The 19,939-nt window shown below is 59.7% G+C and carries 21 protein-coding genes; 4 read left to right on the plus strand and 17 right to left on the minus strand.

From position 1 onward, the window contains the following. Positions 1 to 22: 22 nt before the first annotated feature. The 12 genes from nuoK to Q7L55_10990 all read right to left on the minus strand — a co-directional run bounded on the left by nuoK (position 23) and on the right by Q7L55_10990 (position 11,070). Entirely contained in the window at positions 23 to 322 is a 300-nt protein-coding gene (gene nuoK / locus Q7L55_10935; protein MDO8733061.1) for an NADH-quinone oxidoreductase subunit NuoK, read from the minus strand. After that, complete coding sequence (locus Q7L55_10940) at positions 319 to 1,089, minus strand: NADH-quinone oxidoreductase subunit J (protein ID MDO8733062.1); 771 nt, start codon at positions 1,087 to 1,089, stop codon at positions 319 to 321. Before Q7L55_10940 ends, nuoK begins: the two co-directional genes overlap by 4 nt. Next, positions 1,086 to 1,628 carry an NADH-quinone oxidoreductase subunit NuoI gene (nuoI, locus tag Q7L55_10945; GenBank protein ID MDO8733063.1) on the minus strand — a complete coding sequence of 181 codons (543 nt, stop codon included), beginning with the start codon at positions 1,626 to 1,628 and terminating at the stop codon, positions 1,086 to 1,088. The genes Q7L55_10940 and nuoI overlap by 4 nt, the downstream gene beginning before the upstream one ends. Beyond that, positions 1,621 to 2,922, minus strand: a complete 1,302-nt coding sequence (gene nuoH, locus Q7L55_10950) for an NADH-quinone oxidoreductase subunit NuoH (protein MDO8733064.1) — start codon at positions 2,920 to 2,922, stop codon at positions 1,621 to 1,623. Before nuoH ends, nuoI begins: the two co-directional genes overlap by 8 nt. Next, positions 2,919 to 5,276, minus strand: a complete 2,358-nt coding sequence (locus tag Q7L55_10955; GenBank protein ID MDO8733065.1) for an NADH-quinone oxidoreductase subunit G — start codon at positions 5,274 to 5,276, stop codon at positions 2,919 to 2,921. The genes nuoH and Q7L55_10955 overlap by 4 nt, the downstream gene beginning before the upstream one ends. Beyond that, entirely contained in the window at positions 5,273 to 6,577 is a 1,305-nt protein-coding gene (nuoF, locus tag Q7L55_10960; protein MDO8733066.1) for an NADH-quinone oxidoreductase subunit NuoF, read from the minus strand. Before nuoF ends, Q7L55_10955 begins: the two co-directional genes overlap by 4 nt. Before the next feature lie 2 nt (positions 6,578 to 6,579). Beyond that, positions 6,580 to 7,233, minus strand: a complete 654-nt coding sequence (nuoE, locus tag Q7L55_10965) for an NADH-quinone oxidoreductase subunit NuoE (protein ID MDO8733067.1) — start codon at positions 7,231 to 7,233, stop codon at positions 6,580 to 6,582. Positions 7,234 to 7,253: 20 nt separating this feature from the next. Continuing rightward, a complete protein-coding gene (locus Q7L55_10970; protein ID MDO8733068.1) occupies positions 7,254 to 8,615 on the minus strand; it encodes an NADH-quinone oxidoreductase subunit D in 1,362 nt (453 codons plus the stop codon). Continuing rightward, positions 8,612 to 9,358 (minus strand): NADH-quinone oxidoreductase subunit C, encoded by a 747-nt coding sequence (locus tag Q7L55_10975; protein ID MDO8733069.1) that lies wholly within the window; start codon positions 9,356 to 9,358, stop codon positions 8,612 to 8,614. Before Q7L55_10975 ends, Q7L55_10970 begins: the two co-directional genes overlap by 4 nt. Next, on the minus strand, positions 9,355 to 9,909 hold the full coding sequence (locus Q7L55_10980; protein MDO8733070.1) for an NADH-quinone oxidoreductase subunit B family protein: 555 nt from the start codon (positions 9,907 to 9,909) through the stop codon (positions 9,355 to 9,357). The genes Q7L55_10975 and Q7L55_10980 overlap by 4 nt, the downstream gene beginning before the upstream one ends. Before the next feature lie 12 nt (positions 9,910 to 9,921). Beyond that, positions 9,922 to 10,281 carry an NADH-quinone oxidoreductase subunit A gene (locus tag Q7L55_10985; GenBank protein MDO8733071.1) on the minus strand — a complete coding sequence of 120 codons (360 nt, stop codon included), beginning with the start codon at positions 10,279 to 10,281 and terminating at the stop codon, positions 9,922 to 9,924. Between the two features lie 96 nt (positions 10,282 to 10,377). Beyond that, positions 10,378 to 11,070 carry a demethylmenaquinone methyltransferase gene (locus tag Q7L55_10990; protein ID MDO8733072.1) on the minus strand — a complete coding sequence of 231 codons (693 nt, stop codon included), beginning with the start codon at positions 11,068 to 11,070 and terminating at the stop codon, positions 10,378 to 10,380. 50 nt (positions 11,071 to 11,120) lie between these two features. On the opposite strand from Q7L55_10990, the gene Q7L55_10995 reads away from it, so the two are divergent. Beyond that, a complete protein-coding gene (locus Q7L55_10995; GenBank protein ID MDO8733073.1) occupies positions 11,121 to 12,407 on the plus strand; it encodes an isochorismate synthase in 1,287 nt (428 codons plus the stop codon). Positions 12,408 to 12,412: 5 nt separating this feature from the next. On the opposite strand, the gene menD is transcribed toward Q7L55_10995, so the two are convergent. Genes menD through menB form a run of 3 tightly spaced genes read right to left on the minus strand, consistent with a single transcriptional unit; the run spans position 12,413 to position 16,190 of the window. Beyond that, positions 12,413 to 14,203, minus strand: coding sequence for a 2-succinyl-5-enolpyruvyl-6-hydroxy-3-cyclohexene-1-carboxylic-acid synthase (menD, locus tag Q7L55_11000; protein MDO8733074.1), 1,791 nt, complete (start codon positions 14,201 to 14,203; stop codon positions 12,413 to 12,415). Between the two features lie 29 nt (positions 14,204 to 14,232). Further along, positions 14,233 to 15,261, minus strand: a complete 1,029-nt coding sequence (locus Q7L55_11005) for an o-succinylbenzoate synthase (protein MDO8733075.1) — start codon at positions 15,259 to 15,261, stop codon at positions 14,233 to 14,235. Beyond that, positions 15,258 to 16,190, minus strand: coding sequence for a 1,4-dihydroxy-2-naphthoyl-CoA synthase (gene menB, locus Q7L55_11010; GenBank protein MDO8733076.1), 933 nt, complete (start codon positions 16,188 to 16,190; stop codon positions 15,258 to 15,260). Before menB ends, Q7L55_11005 begins: the two co-directional genes overlap by 4 nt. 33 nt (positions 16,191 to 16,223) lie before the next feature. Here menB and Q7L55_11015 point away from each other — a divergent pair, with 33 nt between their 5' ends. Both Q7L55_11015 and Q7L55_11020 read left to right on the plus strand, forming a co-directional pair. Further along, positions 16,224 to 17,450, plus strand: a complete 1,227-nt coding sequence (locus tag Q7L55_11015; GenBank protein ID MDO8733077.1) for an AMP-binding protein — start codon at positions 16,224 to 16,226, stop codon at positions 17,448 to 17,450. Continuing rightward, positions 17,438 to 18,313 (plus strand): 1,4-dihydroxy-2-naphthoate polyprenyltransferase, encoded by an 876-nt coding sequence (locus Q7L55_11020; GenBank protein MDO8733078.1) that lies wholly within the window; start codon positions 17,438 to 17,440, stop codon positions 18,311 to 18,313. Before Q7L55_11015 ends, Q7L55_11020 begins: the two co-directional genes overlap by 13 nt. Here Q7L55_11020 and Q7L55_11025 read toward each other — a convergent pair. After that, entirely contained in the window at positions 18,209 to 18,592 is a 384-nt protein-coding gene (locus Q7L55_11025; protein ID MDO8733079.1) for a DUF4229 domain-containing protein, read from the minus strand. The genes Q7L55_11020 and Q7L55_11025 overlap by 105 nt on opposite strands. A 66-nt stretch (positions 18,593 to 18,658) precedes the next feature. On the opposite strand from Q7L55_11025, the gene Q7L55_11030 reads away from it, so the two are divergent. Further along, positions 18,659 to 18,964, plus strand: a complete 306-nt coding sequence (locus Q7L55_11030; GenBank protein MDO8733080.1) for a PLD nuclease N-terminal domain-containing protein — start codon at positions 18,659 to 18,661, stop codon at positions 18,962 to 18,964. Positions 18,965 to 18,977: 13 nt separating this feature from the next. On the opposite strand, the gene ccsB is transcribed toward Q7L55_11030, so the two are convergent. Next, positions 18,978 to 19,922 carry a c-type cytochrome biogenesis protein CcsB gene (ccsB, locus tag Q7L55_11035; protein ID MDO8733081.1) on the minus strand — a complete coding sequence of 315 codons (945 nt, stop codon included), beginning with the start codon at positions 19,920 to 19,922 and terminating at the stop codon, positions 18,978 to 18,980. Positions 19,923 to 19,939 lie beyond the last annotated feature (17 nt).

Below are 19,939 nucleotides of genomic sequence, written 5' to 3' on the forward strand. Positions count from 1 at the left end.
CTTGCACGTGAGTTTCCTTGTCCTAGTACTTCAGCAGATTGGGTTCGTCGATGGACGCAGAACGGCGCGATCGGAAGATCTGGACGATTATCGCCAGACCAACCACGACCTCGGCAGCGGCAACCACCATCACAAAGAAGGCGACCACCTGACCATCGAGATTGCCGTTCATGCGAGCGAAGGCAACGAACGCCAGGTTCGAGGCGTTCAACATGAGTTCCACACTCATGAACACCACGATCGCGTTGCGTCGTACCAGCACGCCCAGTGCTCCGATACCGAACAGCAGAGCCGAAAGAACGACGTAATTGGAGGGATTCACAGCGAATCAGCCTCCTCGATTGCGTGAACGTCCTCGATATCAACTGGCGCTATGTCGCCGCGCGCGCGCAGCGCCCCAGGGATGCTGAGTTCGGTTGGCGAGCCATCCGGAAGCAATGCGGGAGTATCGACGGCGTTGTGGCGCGCGTAAATACCGGGGTTGGGACGATTGCCCGGATGCTCATCGCCCAGGAATCGAGCCTTCGACAGCTCTGCCTGAGTTGGCTTGGGCTTCCAGTGTTCGCGGTGCGCCAGAACCATAGCGCCAAGGGCCGCGGTGATGAGCAGAGCCGAAGTGACCTCGAAGACCACCAGAAAGTCAGTGAAGATCAGACGCGCGACACCCGGCACGTTGCCGCCGTCTGTTCGGTTCGCAAACTCCAGACCCGTCGCCGGAATTCCAGCGAGCGAGCTGCCCACGCCCCAGACCAAAATAAGGATCAAAGCCAAGCCAAGCAGCATGGCTGCCCAGCGCTGGCCCTTTATGGTCTCAATGAGCGAGTCAGAAGCATCAACTCCAACGACCATGATGACGAATAGGAACAGCATCATCACGGCGCCGGTGTAGACGATGATCTGCGCCATACCCAGGAACGGTGCTGAGTTCGTGATGTACAGAACGGCCAAGGTGATCATTGTCAGCGCCATCCACAACGCGCTGTGCACTGCCTTGCGCGAGGTGATCAAGCCAATGGCTCCAAGAACCGAGAGCACTGCGCAGACCCAGAAGACAACGGCTTCTCCGGTGTTGGTCGGGGTGTCGATCACGGGTTCACCCCCTGATCAACAACGTCAGCTCCCTTGATCCGATTCGCGTAGTAATCCTGCTCCGTTGATCCCTCGACCATGGCGTGTGGCGGGGCGACCATGCCCGGCAGCATTGGAGCCAGAAGGTCCTTCTTCTCAAAGATGAGATCTGCGCGATTGTTGTCAGCAAGTTCAAAGACATTGGTCATCGTCAGCGCACGAGTTGGGCAGGCCTCAATGCACAGGCCGCAGAAGATGCAGCGGGTGTAGTTGATCTGGTAGACGCGGCCATAGCGCTCCCCTGGCGAGAATCGCTCGTCTTCGGTATTGGCGGCACCCTCGACCAGAATCGCATCGGCCGGGCAAGCCCACGCACACAACTCGCAGCCCACGCACTTCTCCAGGCCATCTGACCAGCGGTTGAGCTGATGACGACCATGGAAGCGGGGCTTGGGCGGGAACTTCGCAGCATCCTCGGGGTACTGCTCTGTGACCACCTTCTTGAACATGGTGCGGAAGGTGACCCAGAATCCCCGGACTGCTTGGGGCAGCTCAGCCATCGATGGCCTCCTGCGTAGTGATGGTTGACGGGCCACGGCGGCTGGTCAGATTCGACTCCTGGCCCGGCATTGGAGGTATTGGGTAGCCGCCGGCCATCGCATCAAATGGTTGAACTGCGGTCTCGGCGGCATCCAGTTCATCAGCTGCAGCCTTGCGATCGGCTCGGGCTTGCAGCAACCAAGAAGCCGCGAGCAGGACGCCGATGACGATCGCTCCGCTCACCAGAATCTCGGTCGTATTCAACGTGACCTCATTGCGCAATGCGCGTGCGGTGGCAACAATCAGGATCCACGCGATCGAGACTGGGATCAGCACCTTCCAGCCAAACTTCATGAACTGGTCGTAGCGCAGGCGAGGCAAAGTGCCGCGCAGCCAGATGAAGATGAAGATGAAGATCTGCACCTTGGCCAGCCACCAAAGGATTGGCCAATAGTCAGTATTCGAGGCCTCCCACAAAGACAATGGCCATGGAGCCCGCCAGCCACCCAAGAACAAGGTGGTCGCCAATGCCGAGACCGTCACCATGTTGATGTACTCGGCCAAGAAGAAGAGCGCGAACTTCATCGAGGAGTACTCAGTGTGGAAACCGCCGACGAGCTCGCCTTCTGCCTCGGGAAGGTCGAAGGGTGCGCGGTTGGTCTCACCCACCATTGCCGTGACGTAGATCAAGAAGGAAGGCAGCAGGATGACCGCGAACCAGACTGGCTCCTGCGCGCTCACAATTTCAGAGGTAGACATTGAACCCGCGTAGAGGAACACCGCGACGAAGGACAAGCCCATCGCGATCTCGTAGGAGATCATCTGTGCGCTGGAGCGCAGCCCACCAAGCAGTGGATAGGTGGAGCCGGATGCCCAGCCAGCCAGGACGATGCCGTAGATGCCAATTGACGCAATCGCAAGCACGTACAGCACGGAGACCGGGAAATCGGTGAGTTGCAGCGGGGTGTAGACGCCAAACATATTCACGACCGGGCCGAACGGAATCACTGCGAAAGCGACAAAGGCCATCGTCGCTGAGATGATCGGCGCGATCCAATACACCGCAAGGTGCACACCCTTGGGAACGATCTCTTCCTTCAATGCGAGCTTCACGCCGTCCATCAAGGACTGCAGCAGCCCGAAGGGACCAACGCGGTTTGGTCCGATGCGGTTCTGCATGCGAGACACCACGCGACGTTCCCACCAGATCGTGAACAAGGTGAGCAGCACGAGCATCACGAAGATGCCAAGCACCTTGACGATCACGATCCACCAAGGATCAGTGCCGAAGAATCCGAACTGGCCGTCGGTCATGCCGCACCTCCAGCAGTGACGTCAACAGCAGCGCCAACGCGCGCGCCGAGATCTGTGTAGATCGAGCAGCCAGGAGCATTCATCGGGACGAAGACGACATTGTCGAGAACATCACCGACTTCAACTGGCAAGTGCACTGAGCCAAGGGGGCCGGTGACCATGACTCTGGCTGGCGACCCGAGCTTGGCGAACGCTGAGGCAGAAAGAACGGCCGCGACTGGACGCGCTGTGGCAGCGAGATGTGGTTCGCCCTCTTGCATGACACCGGCATCGAGCAGTTCTCGCCACGAGGCAAGACGGAATCCGGATTCGGATGCTGCGGGCGAGGCGAGATTTGGAGCCTCGGCGCGGGGGCCGGCCCATGAGCCAAGTCCCGCGAGTTCGCGTCGAATGCCCGGGCCATCCCAAGCACCAGCAGTGACTCCCATTGCCCGAGCGATCATGCCGAGCACGGTGGCGTCGCTCATCGCCAATGCGTCCTTGAATACTTGGGCGAAGGGACGAGCGCGACCTTCCCAGTCAACGAAGGTGCCTGACTTCTCGGTGACCAGAGCAACAGGAAGCACCACATCAGCGAACTCAGTGATCTCCGAGTGATGGTGGTCCAAAGACACGATGAACGATGTTCGCTCAAGAGCCGCGTCGGTGACAAACGGCGAGGGTATATCGGCGGGATCAACTCCTGCGATAATCAGCGCCTTCAAAGCGCGACGGCTTGCGGCGTCAAGAACTTCAGCTGCAGCAGCGCTAGGCAAGGCATCAGCGCTGATACCCCAAGCTGCGGCAACTTCATTTCGCGCTTGCGAATCGGTGAGCGGACGTCCGCCGGGCAACAGGCCCGCAAGTGCTCCGGCATCCAGTGCTCCGCGCTCGCCGGCGCGACGAGGCACCCAAGCCAGCGCAGCACCGGTAGCCGCAGCCAACTCACTTACGGCCGAGGGGGCACCCACACTTGCAGCGATGCGCTCGCCGACAAGAATGACAGCGCCTGGTTGTGCAAGAGCCTCGCGAATGTCTGCTGAGAGTTCACGGATTGCCAATGCTTCTTCACCAGGTACGACAGACAGCAGAGTGCCGCCGAGCTTGGCCAGGCCCTTGGAGCCTCGAGTAGCAATGCTGGTCACGCGAGTGACGGACTTGCGAAGGCGCAGAAAGACGATCGGCGACTCATCTTCAGGCTCGAAGGCAATGAGCAGAACGAACGGTGCCTGCTCAAGAGACGCATATGTCGTGGTGAGCGACGAGCCAGCAACAAGGGCGCGAAGGAACTGGGCTTCTTCTTCGGAATGCGCACGCGAACGGAAGTCAATGTGATCAGTGCCCAGAACTCCACGCGCAAACTTCGCGTAGCCGTAGGCGTCTTCTTGAGTGAGCCGACCGCCGGTGAGAACACCAGTTGCCGAACCCGCTGCTGCGAGCCCACGCGCCGCAACATCGATCGCCTCTGGCCACGAAGCGGGACGAAGTTCGCCATCCTCGCGAATGAGGGGCGTGGTGATGCGGCTCTCGGTGAGGTAGGCGAAGGCGAAACGACCCTTGTCGCAGTTCCAGTCTTCGTTGACTTCTGGGGTTTCCCAAGCCAGGCGGCGGGTGACTTCACCACGTCGGGAGTCTGTGCGCAAGGAGCAACCCGAAGCGCAGTGCTCACATGTGGTGGGCGTGGACACAAGGTCAAAGGGACGCGATCGGAATCGGTACTCGGCGCTGGTCAAAGCGCCGACCGGGCAAATCTGAATGGTGTTGCCAGAGAAGTAGGAATTGAAGGGCTCACCGGTGGCAATGCCGACCTGCTGATTCGAGCCACGCTCGAGCAGCTCGATCATCGGGTCACCAGCGATCTGCCCAGAGAATCGCGTGCATCGGGCGCATGAAACACAGCGCTCGCGGTCGAGCAGGATCTGTGCGCTGATGGGGATTGGCTTGTCGAAGGTGCGCTTCTCGCCATCGAAGCGTGACTCTGCACGACCCGCTGACATTGCTTGGTTCTGCAGTGGGCATTCGCCGCCCTTGTCACAGACCGGGCAATCAAGTGGGTGGTTGAGAAGCAGGAATTCGAGCACGCCCTCTTGCGCGTCACGAGCAACGGGCGAGGATTGCTGGGTGCGGATGGTCATGCCGTCGCTGACCACCTGCGCGCACGCTGGCTGCGGCTTGGGCATGCCCTCGACCTCGATGAGGCAGGCTCGACAGGCGGCTACTGGCTCAAGCAATGGGTGATCGCAGAAGCGTGGAATTTCAACGCCGATCATCTCCGCGGCACGAATTGCCAGAGTTCCCTTAGGAACCTGCAACTCCACGCCATCGATGGTGACACTGATGGTCGCCACTACTTCTTGCTTGAGAATTTCAGTCATCGCGCAACGGCTCCCGCAAAGACATAAGAGGCCACCGGATCGAACTGCTCGTCAACCGGGGTCTGGGTGGCCGCGATGAATTCATCACGGAAGTACTGCAGTGCTGCAGGAAACGGCGTTGCCGCAGCGTCACCAAGGGCGCAGAAGGATCGACCAGCAATCTGATTGCATGCACTGACGAGCAGATCCAGATCGGATTCCGCGCCGTGTCCGTGCTCAAAGGTTTCCAAGATGCCGGTGATCCAGTAGGTGCCCTCGCGACAGGGAGTGCACTTGCCGCAGGACTCATGCTTGTAGAACTCCAACCATCGACTGACGGCCTTGACCACACTGACCGTGGTGTCGAAGATCATCGGTGTGCCCGTGCCGAGCATGGTTCCGGCGGCGGCCATTTCTTCGTAGGCCATTGGGATGTCAAGGTGATCGGGAGTCAGCATCGGCACTGAAGATCCACCCGGCAGCCAGAACTTCACCTCGCCGCCATTGCGAACCCCGCCGGCGTAGTCCAAGAGTTCGCGCATCGTGATGCCCAGCGGAGCTTCGTAGATGCCTGGACGATTCACATGGCCCGAAACCGCCCACACCTTGAAACCAGGTGACTTTTCAGTGCCGAACTGACGGAACCAATCGACACCGCGATCAAGGATGTAGGGGATATTGCAGATGGTCTCGACGTTGTTGATCACTGTTGGCGATGCGTACAGGCCCGCGACTGCTGGAAACGGTGGCTTCAAGCGCGGCTGACCGCGGAAGCCCTCGAGAGAATCCAAGAGCGCTGTTTCTTCGCCACAGATGTATGCACCCGCACCGGCGTGCACCACGAGCTCGAGATCGAAACCACTACCGAGGATGTTCTTGCCGAGATAGCCAGCACGACGTGCTTCGGCTGCTGCGCTTGCAACCTTGCGCAGAGCATTGGGCACCTCACCACGGATGTAGATGAAGGCATGACTGGCACGAATGGCAAAAGCAGAGATGATGACGCCTTCAACCAGCGCATGCGGGTTGGCCATCATGATCGGAATGTCCTTGCAGGCACCCGGCTCTGACTCATCGGCGTTGACCACCAAGTAGTGCGGCTTGCCGTCGTTCTGCGGAACGAAACTCCACTTCAAGCCGGTAGGGAAGCCAGCGCCTCCGCGTCCGCGAAGTCCGGAATCCTTGATCGTGGTGACGATCGAGTCAGGATCAAGAGTGAGTGCATTCTGCAGGGCTCGGTAGCCACCAAAGCGCTTGTAGCCATCGATCGTGTAGAGATCTGGAACATCCCAGTGCTCAGTGATGACTGGAGTCAGCGACATGTTCAGCTCTCCTGTCCGGGCGTTGGGGCAGACATGTTGTGCTCCTTGGCATAGCGCAATCCGGCGAGCATCTTGTCGTCAACTGAGTTGCCTTCACCGGCCAGTCCGTCATCGGGAAAGGCCAAGCTGAACTGAGTTGCCCGAAAATCGCGGATGACTGGACCGCGAGTGGATTCAACTTGCTCGCCCCGAGCCAGTCGCTCGACCACCCCAACGGCAGAAGTAGGAGTGACGTCGTCCATGAACTCCCAGTCGACTGTCATCACTGGTGCATGTGTGCAAGCGGCTTGGCATTCGATGCGCTCAAGAGAGAAGCCGCCATCGGCAGTGGGTTCGTTGTGGCCAACGCCGAGATGCTCTGACAGGGCGTCGTAGACAGCGTCGCCTCCAAGCAATGCGCACAGGGTGTTCGTGCACACGCCGATATGGTGCTTGCCGACCGGCTTGCGCTTGTACATCGTGTAGAAGGTCGAGACGCTAGTGACCTCGGCAGGTGTGAGGCCAAGAACTTCGGCACAGATCGCGATGCCTTCAGTCGTGACCTCGCCTTGTTCGCTTTGCACAAGGTGCAGCATCGGCAGCAGCGCTGAACGCGATTTCGGGTAGAGCCCGGCAAGCTCGCGCAGGCGCTCAATGGTCTGTTCGCTGATGGCCATGTCTCTTCCTCTCGATCGCGTTAGCGATCGACTCCGCCCATGACGGGATCGATGCTTGCGACCGCAGCGATGACGTCAGCGATCTGACCGCCCTCGCACATTGCCGCGACAGACTGCAGATTCGTGAACGAGGGATCGCGGAAGTGCACGCGGTATGGCCGAGTTCCGCCAGAGCTCACGAGATGACAGCCAAGCTCGCCTCGGGGTGACTCGATGGCGGTGTAGACCTGCCCAGCGGGAACACGGAAGCCTTCAGTGACCAGCTTGAAATGATGGATCAGGGCTTCCATTGACTCAGACATGATTTCGCGAATGTGATCCAGCGAATTGCCTTGGCCGTCGCTGCCAACGGAAAGCTGTGACGGCCAAGCGATCTTCTTGTCCTCGATCATGACCGGCCCGGGCTCTAAACGATCGAGGGCTTGTTCGACGATGCGCAATGATTGCTCCATCTCACGGATTCGAATGAGGAATCGACCGTAAGCATCCGAAGTATCGGCAGTGACGACATCGAACTCGTAGTTCTCGTAGCCGCAGTACGGCTGAGTCTTGCGAAGATCATGTGGGAAGCCAGTTGCGCGCAGAATCGGTCCGCTGATGCCCAAGGCCATGCAGCCCGTCAGATCCAGAAAGCCAATGCCTGAAGTGCGGCCCATCCAAATGTTGTTGTCAATAAGCAGATTGCCCGTGTCCTTCAAACGAGAGCGCAGTAGCGGAATCGTGTCGCGGATCTGCTGGACACCATCGGCCGGGAAATCAGTTGCAACGCCGCCGGGCCGGATGTACGCATTGTTCATGCGCAAGCCGGTGATCAATTCAAAGAGTTCAAGTACCAATTCACGTTCGCGGAATCCGAAGGTCATCGCTGTCAGGGCACCAAGTTCCATCCCACCTGTTGCAAGTGCGACAAGGTGCGAGGAGATGCGATTGAGCTCCATCATGATCACGCGAATAATCGTTGCGCGCTCAGGTATTTGCTCGGTTACGCCGAGCAATTTCTCTATTGCCAGGCAGTAGACCGCTTCGTTGTAGAAGGGCGCAAGGTAGTCCATGCGCGTGGCATAGGTGACGCCCTGCACGAACGAGCGGTACTCCATGTTCTTCTCGATGCCGGTGTGTAGGTAGCCGATGCCACAGCGGGCTTCAGTGACAGTTTCGCCATCGATCTCAAGGATGAGTCGGAGCACGCCATGAGTCGAAGGGTGCTGAGGTCCCATGTTGACCACGATGCGCTCGGTTTCGCCCTCGGGAGCAACGGTGATGGAATCCCAATCGCCGCCGCCGATATTGAATATGCGCCCTTCGGAATCGTCATTGGCGCCCGCGTAGGCATCATTGGACTGCGAGGGGGCGCTCGTGTATTTGACGTCTTCTGCGGTCATGAGTTGTACGACCTCCGCTGATCTGGTGGCGGAATGGTCGCACCCTTGTATTCAACTGGGATGCCACCGAGTGGGTAGTCCTTGCGCTGCGGATGCCCGGGCCAATCATCAGGCATCAGGATTCGAGTCAACACTGGGTGGCCGTCGAACACGATGCCGAAAAGATCGAAAGTCTCGCGCTCATGCCAGTCGTTCGTGGGGTAGACACCAACAGATGAAGGGATGTGCGGATCGCTGTCGGGCGCTGTGACTTCAACACGGACGCGGCGGTTATGCGTGATGGAAAGCAGGTGGTAGACCGCGTGAAATTCGCGGGTCAGATCGCTTGGGTAGTGAACGCCGCTAACTCCACTTGAGAATTCGAAGCGAAGCCCCGGCTCATCGCGCAGTGCGGACAGCACGCCGACCAGCAGATCGCGGCGAATGAAGAAACTGATCTCTTCACGATCAACGACGACCTTCTCAATTGCGCTGCCAGAGTCGATGCCGCGTGCCGTCAGGGAAAGTTCGAGTTCATCGGCGACTTCGTCGAACCAGCCGCCGTAGGGACGAGCGCTCGGCTCTGGCATGTGCATGAGTTCAACGAGTCCACCAAAACCACTGGTGTCACCTGAACCTTCAACTCCGAAGGCACCCTCGCGGACGTGAAATACTTCGAACTGGCTGACTCCCTCTGGTACTACAGGGACAGGCACTACAGGGACAGGCACTACTGACACCGGCGCAGCCGGCGTATCGGTCATCGCAGAAGCCCCTTGCTTTCCAAGGTGGTGGGAGCAACAAGGGCGTGTGCCTCGAGTTCACGCATCTGCTCGCGTCGGTGTGCGCCGAGCTTCATGTCCTGGATCTCCTCATGCAGCTTGAGAATTGCGTCGATCAGCATTTCTGGGCGAGGAGGGCAGCCGGGCAGATAGATATCGACCGGCACGACGTGGTCAACGCCTTGCACGATTGCGTAGTTGTTGAACATGCCACCGCTTGAGGCACAGACGCCCATGGCTAGCACCCACTTGGGGTTGGGCATCTGGTCGTAGATCTGGCGCAGAACAGGAGCCATCTTCTGGCTGACACGACCGGCGACAATCATGAGATCGGCCTGGCGTGGCGAAGCCCGGAAAACCTCCATGCCAAAGCGCGCGATGTCGAAGCGAGGACCACCGACGGCCATCATTTCAATTGCACAGCAGGCCAGTCCAAAAGTGGCGGGCCAAAGGGAGCCCTTGCGGGCATAGCCGGCAACCTTTTCAACCGTCGTCAGCAAGACCCCCGACGGCAGATTCTCTTCAAGGCCCATGACTACTCCCGGTCAATCCCACTCAAGACCACGTCGACGCCATACGTAGGCGTACACAACGAGGACGGTTGCGATGAACAGCACCATTTCAACCAAGCCAAAAATGGCCATGTGATCAAAGGCGACTGCCCAGGGATACAAGAACACAATCTCAATGTCGAACACGATGAACAGCATCGCCGTCAGGTAGTACTTCACCGGAAATCGACCACCACCAACAGGTTGCGGGGTCGGTTCAATACCGCATTCGTAGGCATCAACCTTTGCGCGGTTGTAGCGCTTTGGGCCGGTCAGCGGTGCGATGACCGCTGAGAACAGTGCGAAGGCGAAAGCCAGTGCGCCCAATACCAGGATTGGGGTATAGACGTTCACCTACGACTCCTCACATTCAGAACTCGGCGGCCAGATTGCGCGATTGTGAACACATTTACGACCTTCGTAAGCATAGTGGCGAGCCAATACTCCGTGTTAAGGGTTCACTGCACGATGGATGGCCACGATGCCGCCGGTCAAGTTGCGCCATTGCACGCCCAGAAATCCGCTGGCCAGCAACTCATCTGCTAACTCAGCTTGAACTGGCCACGCGCGAATCGACTCAGCCAAGTACACGTACGCCTCTGGGTTACTTGCGACCTTGGTAGCAACTGCAGGCAGTGCGCGCATCAGATATTCGGTATAGACCTTGCGAATCGGTGCCACCGTTGGATGCGAGAACTCGCAGATGACGAGCCGACCGCCTGGTCGAAGCACCCGTCGAAATTCAGCCAGCCCCGCCGCGCGATCAGAGAGGTTGCGAAGCCCAAAGGAGATCGTGGCCGCGTCGAAGGAATCATCGCGGTACGGCAGATGCAGCCCATCACCAGCGACAAAGGGAAGATTCGGCTGGCGTTGGCGTCCAACGCGGAGCATTCCAAGCGAGAAATCCGTCGGGAATACGTGCGCGCCAGCCTCGGCAAAGGGCACGCTTGATGTGCCCGTTCCGGCGGCAAGATCAAGAATCAGCTCACCTGGCTGCGGGCGAACGGCTGAGACCACAGCTCGTCGCCAGATTCGGGTCTGCCCCAGGGCCAACACGTCATTGGTGATGTCGTAGCGCTGAGCCACTCCGTCGAACATGGCCGCTACGTCGGTCGGCGTTTTGGTCAGGTCGGCTCTTATCACGCCCGCATCCTTGCACCGCCAGCTCGCATCACCACATCTAGGCTGGTGTCATGCCAGAACCTCACGCCGATCCGGCCAAGTCCGTCCCGCGTGCACCTGAGCGGCACGGAGCACCACTCCAAGTGCGCACTCGTCCTCTCGATGATCCACGCAATCTGTTTTCGCTATTGCCCTCGGGCGACGCGGTCACGTGGGTTCGCAATGGCGAGGGAATGGTCGGCTGGGGCGTGGCTGCAAGCCTTGAAGTCAGCGGCGCAGAGCGCTTCAGTCGAGCTCAGCGTTGGTGGTCACAATTGTGTGCCAGTGCCGCGATCGACGACACCGTTGCGATGCCCGGAACGGGGCCAGTTGCCTTCGCATCATTCGCCTTTGACCCCGAGCCCGGCAGCTCGATCATGATCGTTCCTCGCGTGCTGATTGGTCGTCGGCGCGGACAGTCGTGGATCACCGTCATCGGCTCCGATGGCGATCCACGCAGTGAACTGCGCGCCGTCAGCGTTCCGAATCAACCGCAGAACGTTCAATGGACACAGGGAACTCGCTCGCCACTGGAATGGCAGCAAGCAGTCGAAGAGGCCATCGCACGCATCGATCGCCGCGAACTCGACAAAGTCGTGCTCGCGCGCGATGTCTTTGCCACAGTCGACGCACCTCTAGATGCACGAGCAATGCTGAGTTCTCTGGCGAACTCATATCCCTCGTGCTGGACCTTCGGTGTCGGCGGCTTGATTGGTGCAACCCCAGAACTTCTCGTTCGGCGCACTGGCGACCTCGTCACCAGCCGAGTGTTGGCCGGAACCGTGCGCCGTCAAGGCGACGCCGCCGCCGACGCGAGCATGGCCGAAGCCCTACTGGCCAGCCCGAAGGATCTGTCTGAACATGAGTACGCCGTGCGCTCAGTTGCGCGAGCACTGGCCGCGCACTGCACTGACCTCGAAGTGCCTGATGGACCTCATGTGCTGCAACTTCCGAATGTTCAACATCTCAGCACAGACGTCACTGGTCGATTAGCTGACGACGTTCCAGTCTTGGCTCTAGCGGCCCTCCTGCATCCGACCGCCGCAGTGTGTGGCACACCAACGGAACGCGCGCTTGAAGTCATTCGTGAGCTGGAGGGCATGGATCGTGGACGCTACGCCGGACCGGTTGGTTGGTGCGATGCGCACGGCGACGGTGAATTCGGCATCGCCTTGCGATGCGCACAAGTAGATCAGGAGCAGGGCCGCATCCGCGCGTTCGCTGGGTGCGGCATCGTCTCGGGATCCGATGCCGCACAAGAACTGGCGGAATCAAGCGCCAAACTTGTGCCGATCAGAGATTCACTCGCCGGGGACTGACGCAATCACGCTGTTGCAAGAGTCTGATCTATCGCAGTCTTCACCTGGCTGAGAATCGCGGCCTCATGATCGCGCGCGCAGGTGCGAGCAACAATCACGTGGACTCCCCCAACTTCAAGTGCAGCTTTCAAGGCTTCGTCTATTTCGGAAACTGAGGTAGCCACAACGCATGGGAAGCCCAAGGCCGCCACGCTCGCCGGGATGTCTGCATCAAGAGGGGTGCCGAATACGCGATCAAATGCCGCAGCGAACTGCGGTTGTCCTTGCTCGAGTTGCGAGAAGATTCCGCCGCCGTTGTTATCACTGACGACGAACACGAGATCAGGAATGTCCTCGCTGGCCGGGACGCGCAAGGCATTGAGGTCATAGAGAAAAGTGAGATCTCCAACGAGTGCAACGCATCCGGCTTCACTCTCGCGTTGCGCAGCGATCGCCGCACCCCACGCGGTTGAGATGCATCCATCAATGCCGGACGTGCCTCTGTTAGCAAGGGTCACCGCACTGCCCGTGGCATTCGCGGCGAAGTTGAAAACATGGCGAGCTGGCCAGGAAGGCCCAACAAAGAACAGGCCATCCTCCGGGACGGCTTGACCACAAGCCCGTGCCACATGCATGCCCGTCAGCTGCATCGATGGGCCAGCGAGCACGGTCTCGATTGCTGCTGCTGCCAACAGGTCGGCGCGCTGCCATGACTCCAGCCAGTCAGTGCCCAAATCGGCAATGGTTGGAGGCAGCGGGCAAGCAGCAACCACTACATCTGCAGAGCGCATCGGATCGCTCCATTGCGGTTGCGGATCAACTGCAATATGCACTTTGGCCGCAAGGATGTGCTTGTTGATATCTCGGCTGAGCCCTACGTGACCAACAGTGATGAGCACATCGGGGACATGAGCCTCAGCGAATGCCGAGCTGGCGAGCAAGAGTGCGCCGTGGGCGAGTGCCGTGTCACAGGTCGAGACGTTGCCGCTGGGCTCACCGATGATCGGCCAACCCAATGCATCTCCGAGTTCATCGACCAGATCGCTGGCCTCACCATCAGCATGATCGCCAACAATGATGAGCCCCCGTTCGGGAATGGTCGGATCATCGAGCAGCATTTCAAGAATCTCATCGATCGGCAGACCCATGCCTGCCATCAATCGGGCGTCGGCCGTCCATGGACGGCCGTCAGCTCTGCCAGCAAGCGGGCCGGACTTCATCATCTCCCGTTGTTCCTCAGGAGTCTGTTCGGAGTCGGGGACCAGCGGCTCGTTGAATTGCACATTGACGTGCACCGGACCGGAGCGCATGACATCTGTCGTGGAGGCCACGGCTCGCGAAACAGTTGACCGCCACACGCGAACCTGTGCGCTGAGGTTCGCATCGCTCATGTCAGTCGAAGGTGCAGCAATGTCGATCAGTTCGCGCACGCTGGTGCCGAACACGCCGACCTGATTTATCGTCTGATTTGCACCGATGCCGCGAAGGGCCGCAGGCCGATCAGCCGTCAGCGCAATCATCGGCACATTGGAATGATCGGCTTCCACCATCGCTGGATGCAGGTTCACCACGGCGGTGCCTGAAGTCGTGACAATCACGGCTGGCACCCCGCTGACCTTGCCAAGTCCGAGGGCTAGGAAACCAGCTGATCGCTCATCAACGCGCACGTGCAATGTGAGATCGCCGCGGCCTTCAGCAGCCGCCAAGGCCAGTGCGAGTGCGGCTGAGCGCGAGCCTGGTGCAAGCACAACGTCTGTGATTCCGCAGCGAATGAGCTCATCGACGATGACTCGAGCCATCGCGGTTGCTGGGTTCACCGGCTCACCATTGCACGTCTGAGTTCAGCTCATGCACTTGAGGTGATCACTTTCTGCCAAGCCTCGGATGCTCCCGCCTCCCAAGCACGGCCGACGCGCTCGTGCCAGAACTGCACGCGTTCTGGCACAAGAAGTTGCTGCGCAGCCTGGAGGGAACCTGCGTCCGGGGACAGCCGCTGAACCCGCATCACCCCGCCCACTGGAACCAGAGGATTCACGACCAGGTCAGTGGCAAGAAGCGCACCTGTGCCCAAGCCGCAAGCGCGATCAACGTCAAGGGCAGCAGCCAGTGCGAGAGCGGCACAAAGTCCGATCGAGGAATCCATCGAACTACTGACAACAACAGGTAATTTGACCAACTCAGCAATCTCCAGCGCACGCCGAACCCCACCTACTGGCGATGGCTTGATGATTGCCACGTCCGCAATCTCTGCCAACTCGCTCAATGCCCGGGGGTCGATGCCACGATCACTTCGGATGGACTCATCCACAGCGATCGGCACATCCACTGCCGCCCTGACCGTGCGCAGTTCTTCCTTGCTGGGTACCGGCTGCTCTACATATTCCAGACCGTAGGCAGCCAGCCGGTGCAGCGAGCTGATGGCCTGCGGGGCATTCCAACAGGCATTGGCGTCGATGCGAATCAACCCAACTCCGTAGCCAAGGGTGGCGTCCAGGGCTTCGCGGATTGCCGCCACTCGAGCCTCGTCGGAGGTGTCCTCGCCAGTGATCTTGACCTTGATGGTCGTGCAGCCATCGCGAACGACAGCTTGTTCAGCGAGCTCTCGTGCGACTGCGGGACTGACCGCGGGAATGATCGCATTCACGTTGATCGTTGACCGCTGCGCTTGCGGCCACGTTCCGAAGGCTGACTCGATCGCAGCACCCAGCCAACGGCTCGCCGCTTGGTCGTCGTAATCCTCAAAGGGTGAGAATTCGCCCCATCCCGAAGGACCCTGAATCAGCATGCCCTCGCGAACTGTGACTCCGCGAAACTCACGGTGCAGCCGAACTGCGAAGGGCACCGCACCTTGCAGGAGTGAGCCCAGTGCGGTCACGGGCGCTTTGGGAACTTCGAGAAGTCTGGCTGACGCTTCTCCTTGTAGGCGTCGCGGCCTTCCTGGGCTTCCTCGCTCATATAGAAGAGCAGGGTGGCATCGCCCGCGAGTTGCTGAATGCCAGCCAAGCCATCATCGGCAGCATTGTGCGAGGCCTTGAGCATGCGAAGAGCCAATGGCGAGAGGGCGAGCATCTCTTTGGCGATATCAACGGTGGCAATCTCAAGATCCTCCAGCGGCACGACCTCGTTGACCAGTCCCCAGTCATAGGCCTGAGCAGCGCCGTACTGACGGCACAGATACCAGATTTCGCGGGCACGCTTTTGTCCGATGATTCGCGCGAGCAAACCCGAGCCATAGCCACCGTCGAAGGAACCGACCTTGGGACCGGTCTGGCCAAAGCGCGCATTATCGGCAGCAATGGTCATATCGCAGACGACGTGAAGCACATGCCCGCCGCCAATGGAGTACCCAGCAACCATCGCGATCACTGGCTTGGGGATTCGCCGGATGAGAATTTGCAGATCGAGAACATTCAGTCGGCCGACTCCAGCCTGAGCGACAGCATCGTCGCCGATATAGCCATCGTCTCCGCGAATGATCTGATCGCCACCAGAGCAAAAGGCCCAATCTCCTTGGCCGGTGAGAATGATGACGCCAATACGGCCGTCGTCGCGGGCCAAAGTGAAGGCTTCGATCAGCTCAATGATGGTCTGGGGCCGAAAGGCGTTGCGCTTGTCTGGGCGGTTGATCGTGATCTTGGCGATGCCTGCCGCGTGACCTGTAGACAACTCGTACTTGATGTCGCGAAAAGCCCGTCCAGATTCCCATTCGCAAGCCGCCACCGCCGAGGAGTGCTCGGGATTTGTTAAGGCTGGTGAGTTGGCCGCAACGACCGGTGGCAGGGTGTAACGCGTACGGGTATCCATGACCGGAACGGTATCGCGACTACGCTTCACGGAATGCCTGACCGACCACTCGCTCGCATCCCGGTGCCACCTGGAGCAGACGGGGTAGTCGCGTTGATCGAGCCTCTGCGCAGGGCTCTGGATGGCACTGGTCCAGCAATTGCGCCAATTCCCATCGTCAGTGCCACCACCTCCAATGAGTACGTCAGCCAACTGCTCCGCGCAACGCGCCCAGCCGATTCTTCGCAGCCGCTTGAGTCAGACGAAATCGCCGTGGTGATGGCCACCTCTGGCTCGACTCAGAACCCAAAAGGGGTCATGCACAGCGCTTCTACCCTCACCGCGCTGACGCGCGCAGCACTTGGCCCTGTGAACTCTGTTCCTCAGTGGATTGCCGCCTTGCCGGTGACGTCCATGGGTGGCATCAATGTGCTGATCCGCTCGTCAGGCACCGGGCTGGACCCCATTGCGGTCAGCAGTGTCGGAGGGGCTGCGCCCTTCACTCCGAAGGCATTCAATGAGGCTTTCGTCGCAGCGCTCATACGGTCACCAGATGTGCGCGTCTCATTGGTAGCCGCGCAATTGCGAAGGCTGCTTGCGGATCCAGCAGCCGCTGCGGCGCTACAACAGTGCTCGCAGATTCTGATCGGTGGCGGTCCGCTGCCACTGCAGACTGCAGAAGCAGCGCGCGCAGCCAAAGTCGATCTCACCACCACCTATGGGGCCACCGAGACTGCTGGTGGTTGCGTATTCAACGGTCATCCACTCGCTGGCGTCGACATAGCAATTGACGAACACGACGCCCAGATCATCCTTTCCGGACCGATGGTGGCCTTGGGCTATCGCTGCGAGCCTGAGCTCACCGCACGACAATTCGTCAACGGCGCGTACCTGACCGGAGACACCGGCATATTCGCAAAGCTGCTCAGCGTGACCGGCCGGCTCGACGATGTGGCAACGATCAATGGTGTCAATGTCTCCGTGCACGCCGTTGAGGAAGGCCTCAACAGCCACGCGGCTGTGCACTCATGCGCCGTCATGATTGAGACTGACGGCAGCGGGGACACTCAACTCTTCGCGGCCATCACCCTTGGGCAAGTGGAAGTTGATGCAGAAGAGCTGAAGACTCAATTGCGCGCGGCTATTCGCCAGAACCTCGGAACAGCAGCAGTGCCGAGGTTCTTTGCAATCCTCGAGAGCCTGCCGATGCTGCCCAATGGAAAGGTTGACCGACGAGTCCTCAAAGGACTCATCGGTGATGGAGCGACATGGCAACGCTGAACCAATGGATTGCCGGCTCTCGGCCGCGCACCCTTCCGTCAGCAATCGCGCCCGTGGCCATTGGCGCGGGATTGGTCGCTCGGCAGGATTCCTTCATCGCAGTGCGCGCACTTCTCGCATTGATCGTCGCCCTCGCCTTGCAAGTCGGGGTCAACTACGCCAACGACTACAGCGACGGCATCAAGGGGACCGATGAAATTCGCATTGGGCCTGTGCGGCTGGTCGGGCAGGGGCTAGTTGCGCCTGGGCTGGTCAAGATGGCTGCCTTCGCAAGCTTCGGGCTTGCCATGCTTGCCGGACTTGCGCTTGTGCTGATCACATCGGAGTGGTGGCTGCTCCTTGTCGGAGCGGCATCGATTGCGGCCGCATGGTTCTACACCGGCGGCAAGCATCCGTATGGCTATTTCGGTCTAGGTGAGATTTTCGTCTTCATCTTCTTTGGAATAGTTCCAGTGTTGGGCACGGTCTACGTCCAGGCGCTGAGCATCGCTGCACCCGATGTCGTTGCAGCATGTGCAGTGGGCTTCTTGATCTGCACCTTGCTCATCGTCAACAACCTGCGCGACATCCCAACTGATCGCATCGCCGGGAAGCGAACCTTGGCTGTCGCTCTCGGAGATAAGCGCACTCGTGCGATGTACGCCTTGTTCATGCTGCTCACATTTGCGCTGACGATTTTTCTCGCGGCGATGACAAGTTGGTGGGTGCTGCTTGCGCTGCTCGCATTTGTGCTCGCACTCCGCCCGCTGCGGATCGTTCTAGGTGGCGGTGTCGGTTCGGTGCTCGTCACCGTCTTGAAGATGACTGGGATCCTGGTGCTCGACTACGGCTTGCTCACTGCTGGCCTGCTCGCCTGGTCGTGAGCTCTCCGGCTCCTCCCAGTAGTCCTCTGCCGCTGCAGACTTTTCAATCCGGTCGTTGATCCGACCGAAGAAGGCACCTACGCCTTCGCTCATCGAATCTCGCTGCCGGTCAAGCACGACAATGCTGATCGCGCCAGAGAGCAGCAACGAGATCGCGAGCGCAAGCACACCCTTGACTGGAGTCAAGAACTGGAGGATCGCCCAGACTCCAAGCCAGAGCAGGACTCGAAGTCCGGTGTAGATGGCGAGGTTCTTGGCTCGAGTGCGGTCAACGGTCACGGCTCAACCGTATGCGAAGAACGAAAGGGGAGTTCACGGGAGTTAGGCTGACTGCTGGAGGTTGCAGTGCTGAGAGTTGCCGGCATCATCGTGTTACTCGCGGTGTACATCTGGTTCGTGGTCGATGTGGCGAGCTCTCCCAAGTCTGCTGTCCGGAACCTGCCCAAGGGCATCTGGTTCCTCATCGTTGTCGTCATCCCGATCATTGGTGGCGCCATCTGGGTGCTGTTTGGCCGAACCAAGCCGATCGGCGGCGGCGGACGGCGGCTTCGCCGCACCCCCAGCGCCCCTGACGATGATCCACGATTCCTGGCCAAGCTCGACGAAGACGCTTGGAAGCGACGCATGCGAGAGCGCCGCGGAGAGAACTAGATTCTCACAAGAGCTAGGAAGACACCCCTGCGTACGAATGCAGGCTGCTTGCCAGGAAGTTGACGCCGAAGTAGTTGATCAAGAACACCAGCCAGCCAGCCAGGGCAATCCACGAGGCCTTGTTCTTACGCCATCCAGCGGTAGAACGGGCGTGCAGGTACGCGGCATAAACGACCCAGGTGATGAAGGCCCAAGTCTCCTTGGGATCCCAGCCCCAGTAGCGACCCCAGGCGTTCTCAGCCCAGATTGCGCCAGCAACCACCGCGAATGTCCACAGCGGAAAGGCGAAGGCGAGGATGCGATTGGTGATCGTGCGCAGCCGCTCAGCGTCTGGGATGCGCGAGCTCAATGGCCCAGTTGGGGTGCTGCCAGGTTCGGCGCGCCGCTCTGCTCGATCTTTGACGAGCGAAAGGCCAGCAGTCGCCGCGGCCAGAGTGAAGGCCCCAGAGCAGATGATCGCTGCCAGCACGTGGATCACCAGCCAGTAGGACTTCAAGGCCGGAACCAATTGCGCCGCCTCGGTGTAGAGCACGGTGACGGCCATCCCGAGGGTCAGCAGAACCGGGATGACGACAAACAATCCGAGCCAACGCAAATCCATGCGCAGGTTCAAGAAGAGATAGACACCCAAGGTTCCGAGGGCTGCTGTGATCGAGAACTCGTACATGTTGCCCCAGGGCGCACGACCTGCCCAAATGCCGCGCAGCACAACTCCAGCAAGCAACAAGACGAAGGCGAGCCAGGTCAGCGACATCGCGATATTGGCTGCGCGACGACCAGGATCTTCAGCCGGCTTCGACTTCTGCTTTGTCAGCAGGGCGGCACCACCAGCACTCATCTTTGACTCTTGAGTCGCAACGCTGACGACGCGTCGTTGACCATTGGCAAAGGAGGCCGCGAAGGCGATCATCGCCATCGCCAGAGTCAGCATCGATGAATAGATCGCCGCATTGCTCATCTGAGCCAGGGACTCTG

Source organism: Actinomycetota bacterium (assembly GCA_030650795.1).
Classification (GTDB): domain Bacteria; phylum Actinomycetota; class Actinomycetes; order S36-B12; family S36-B12; genus UBA11398.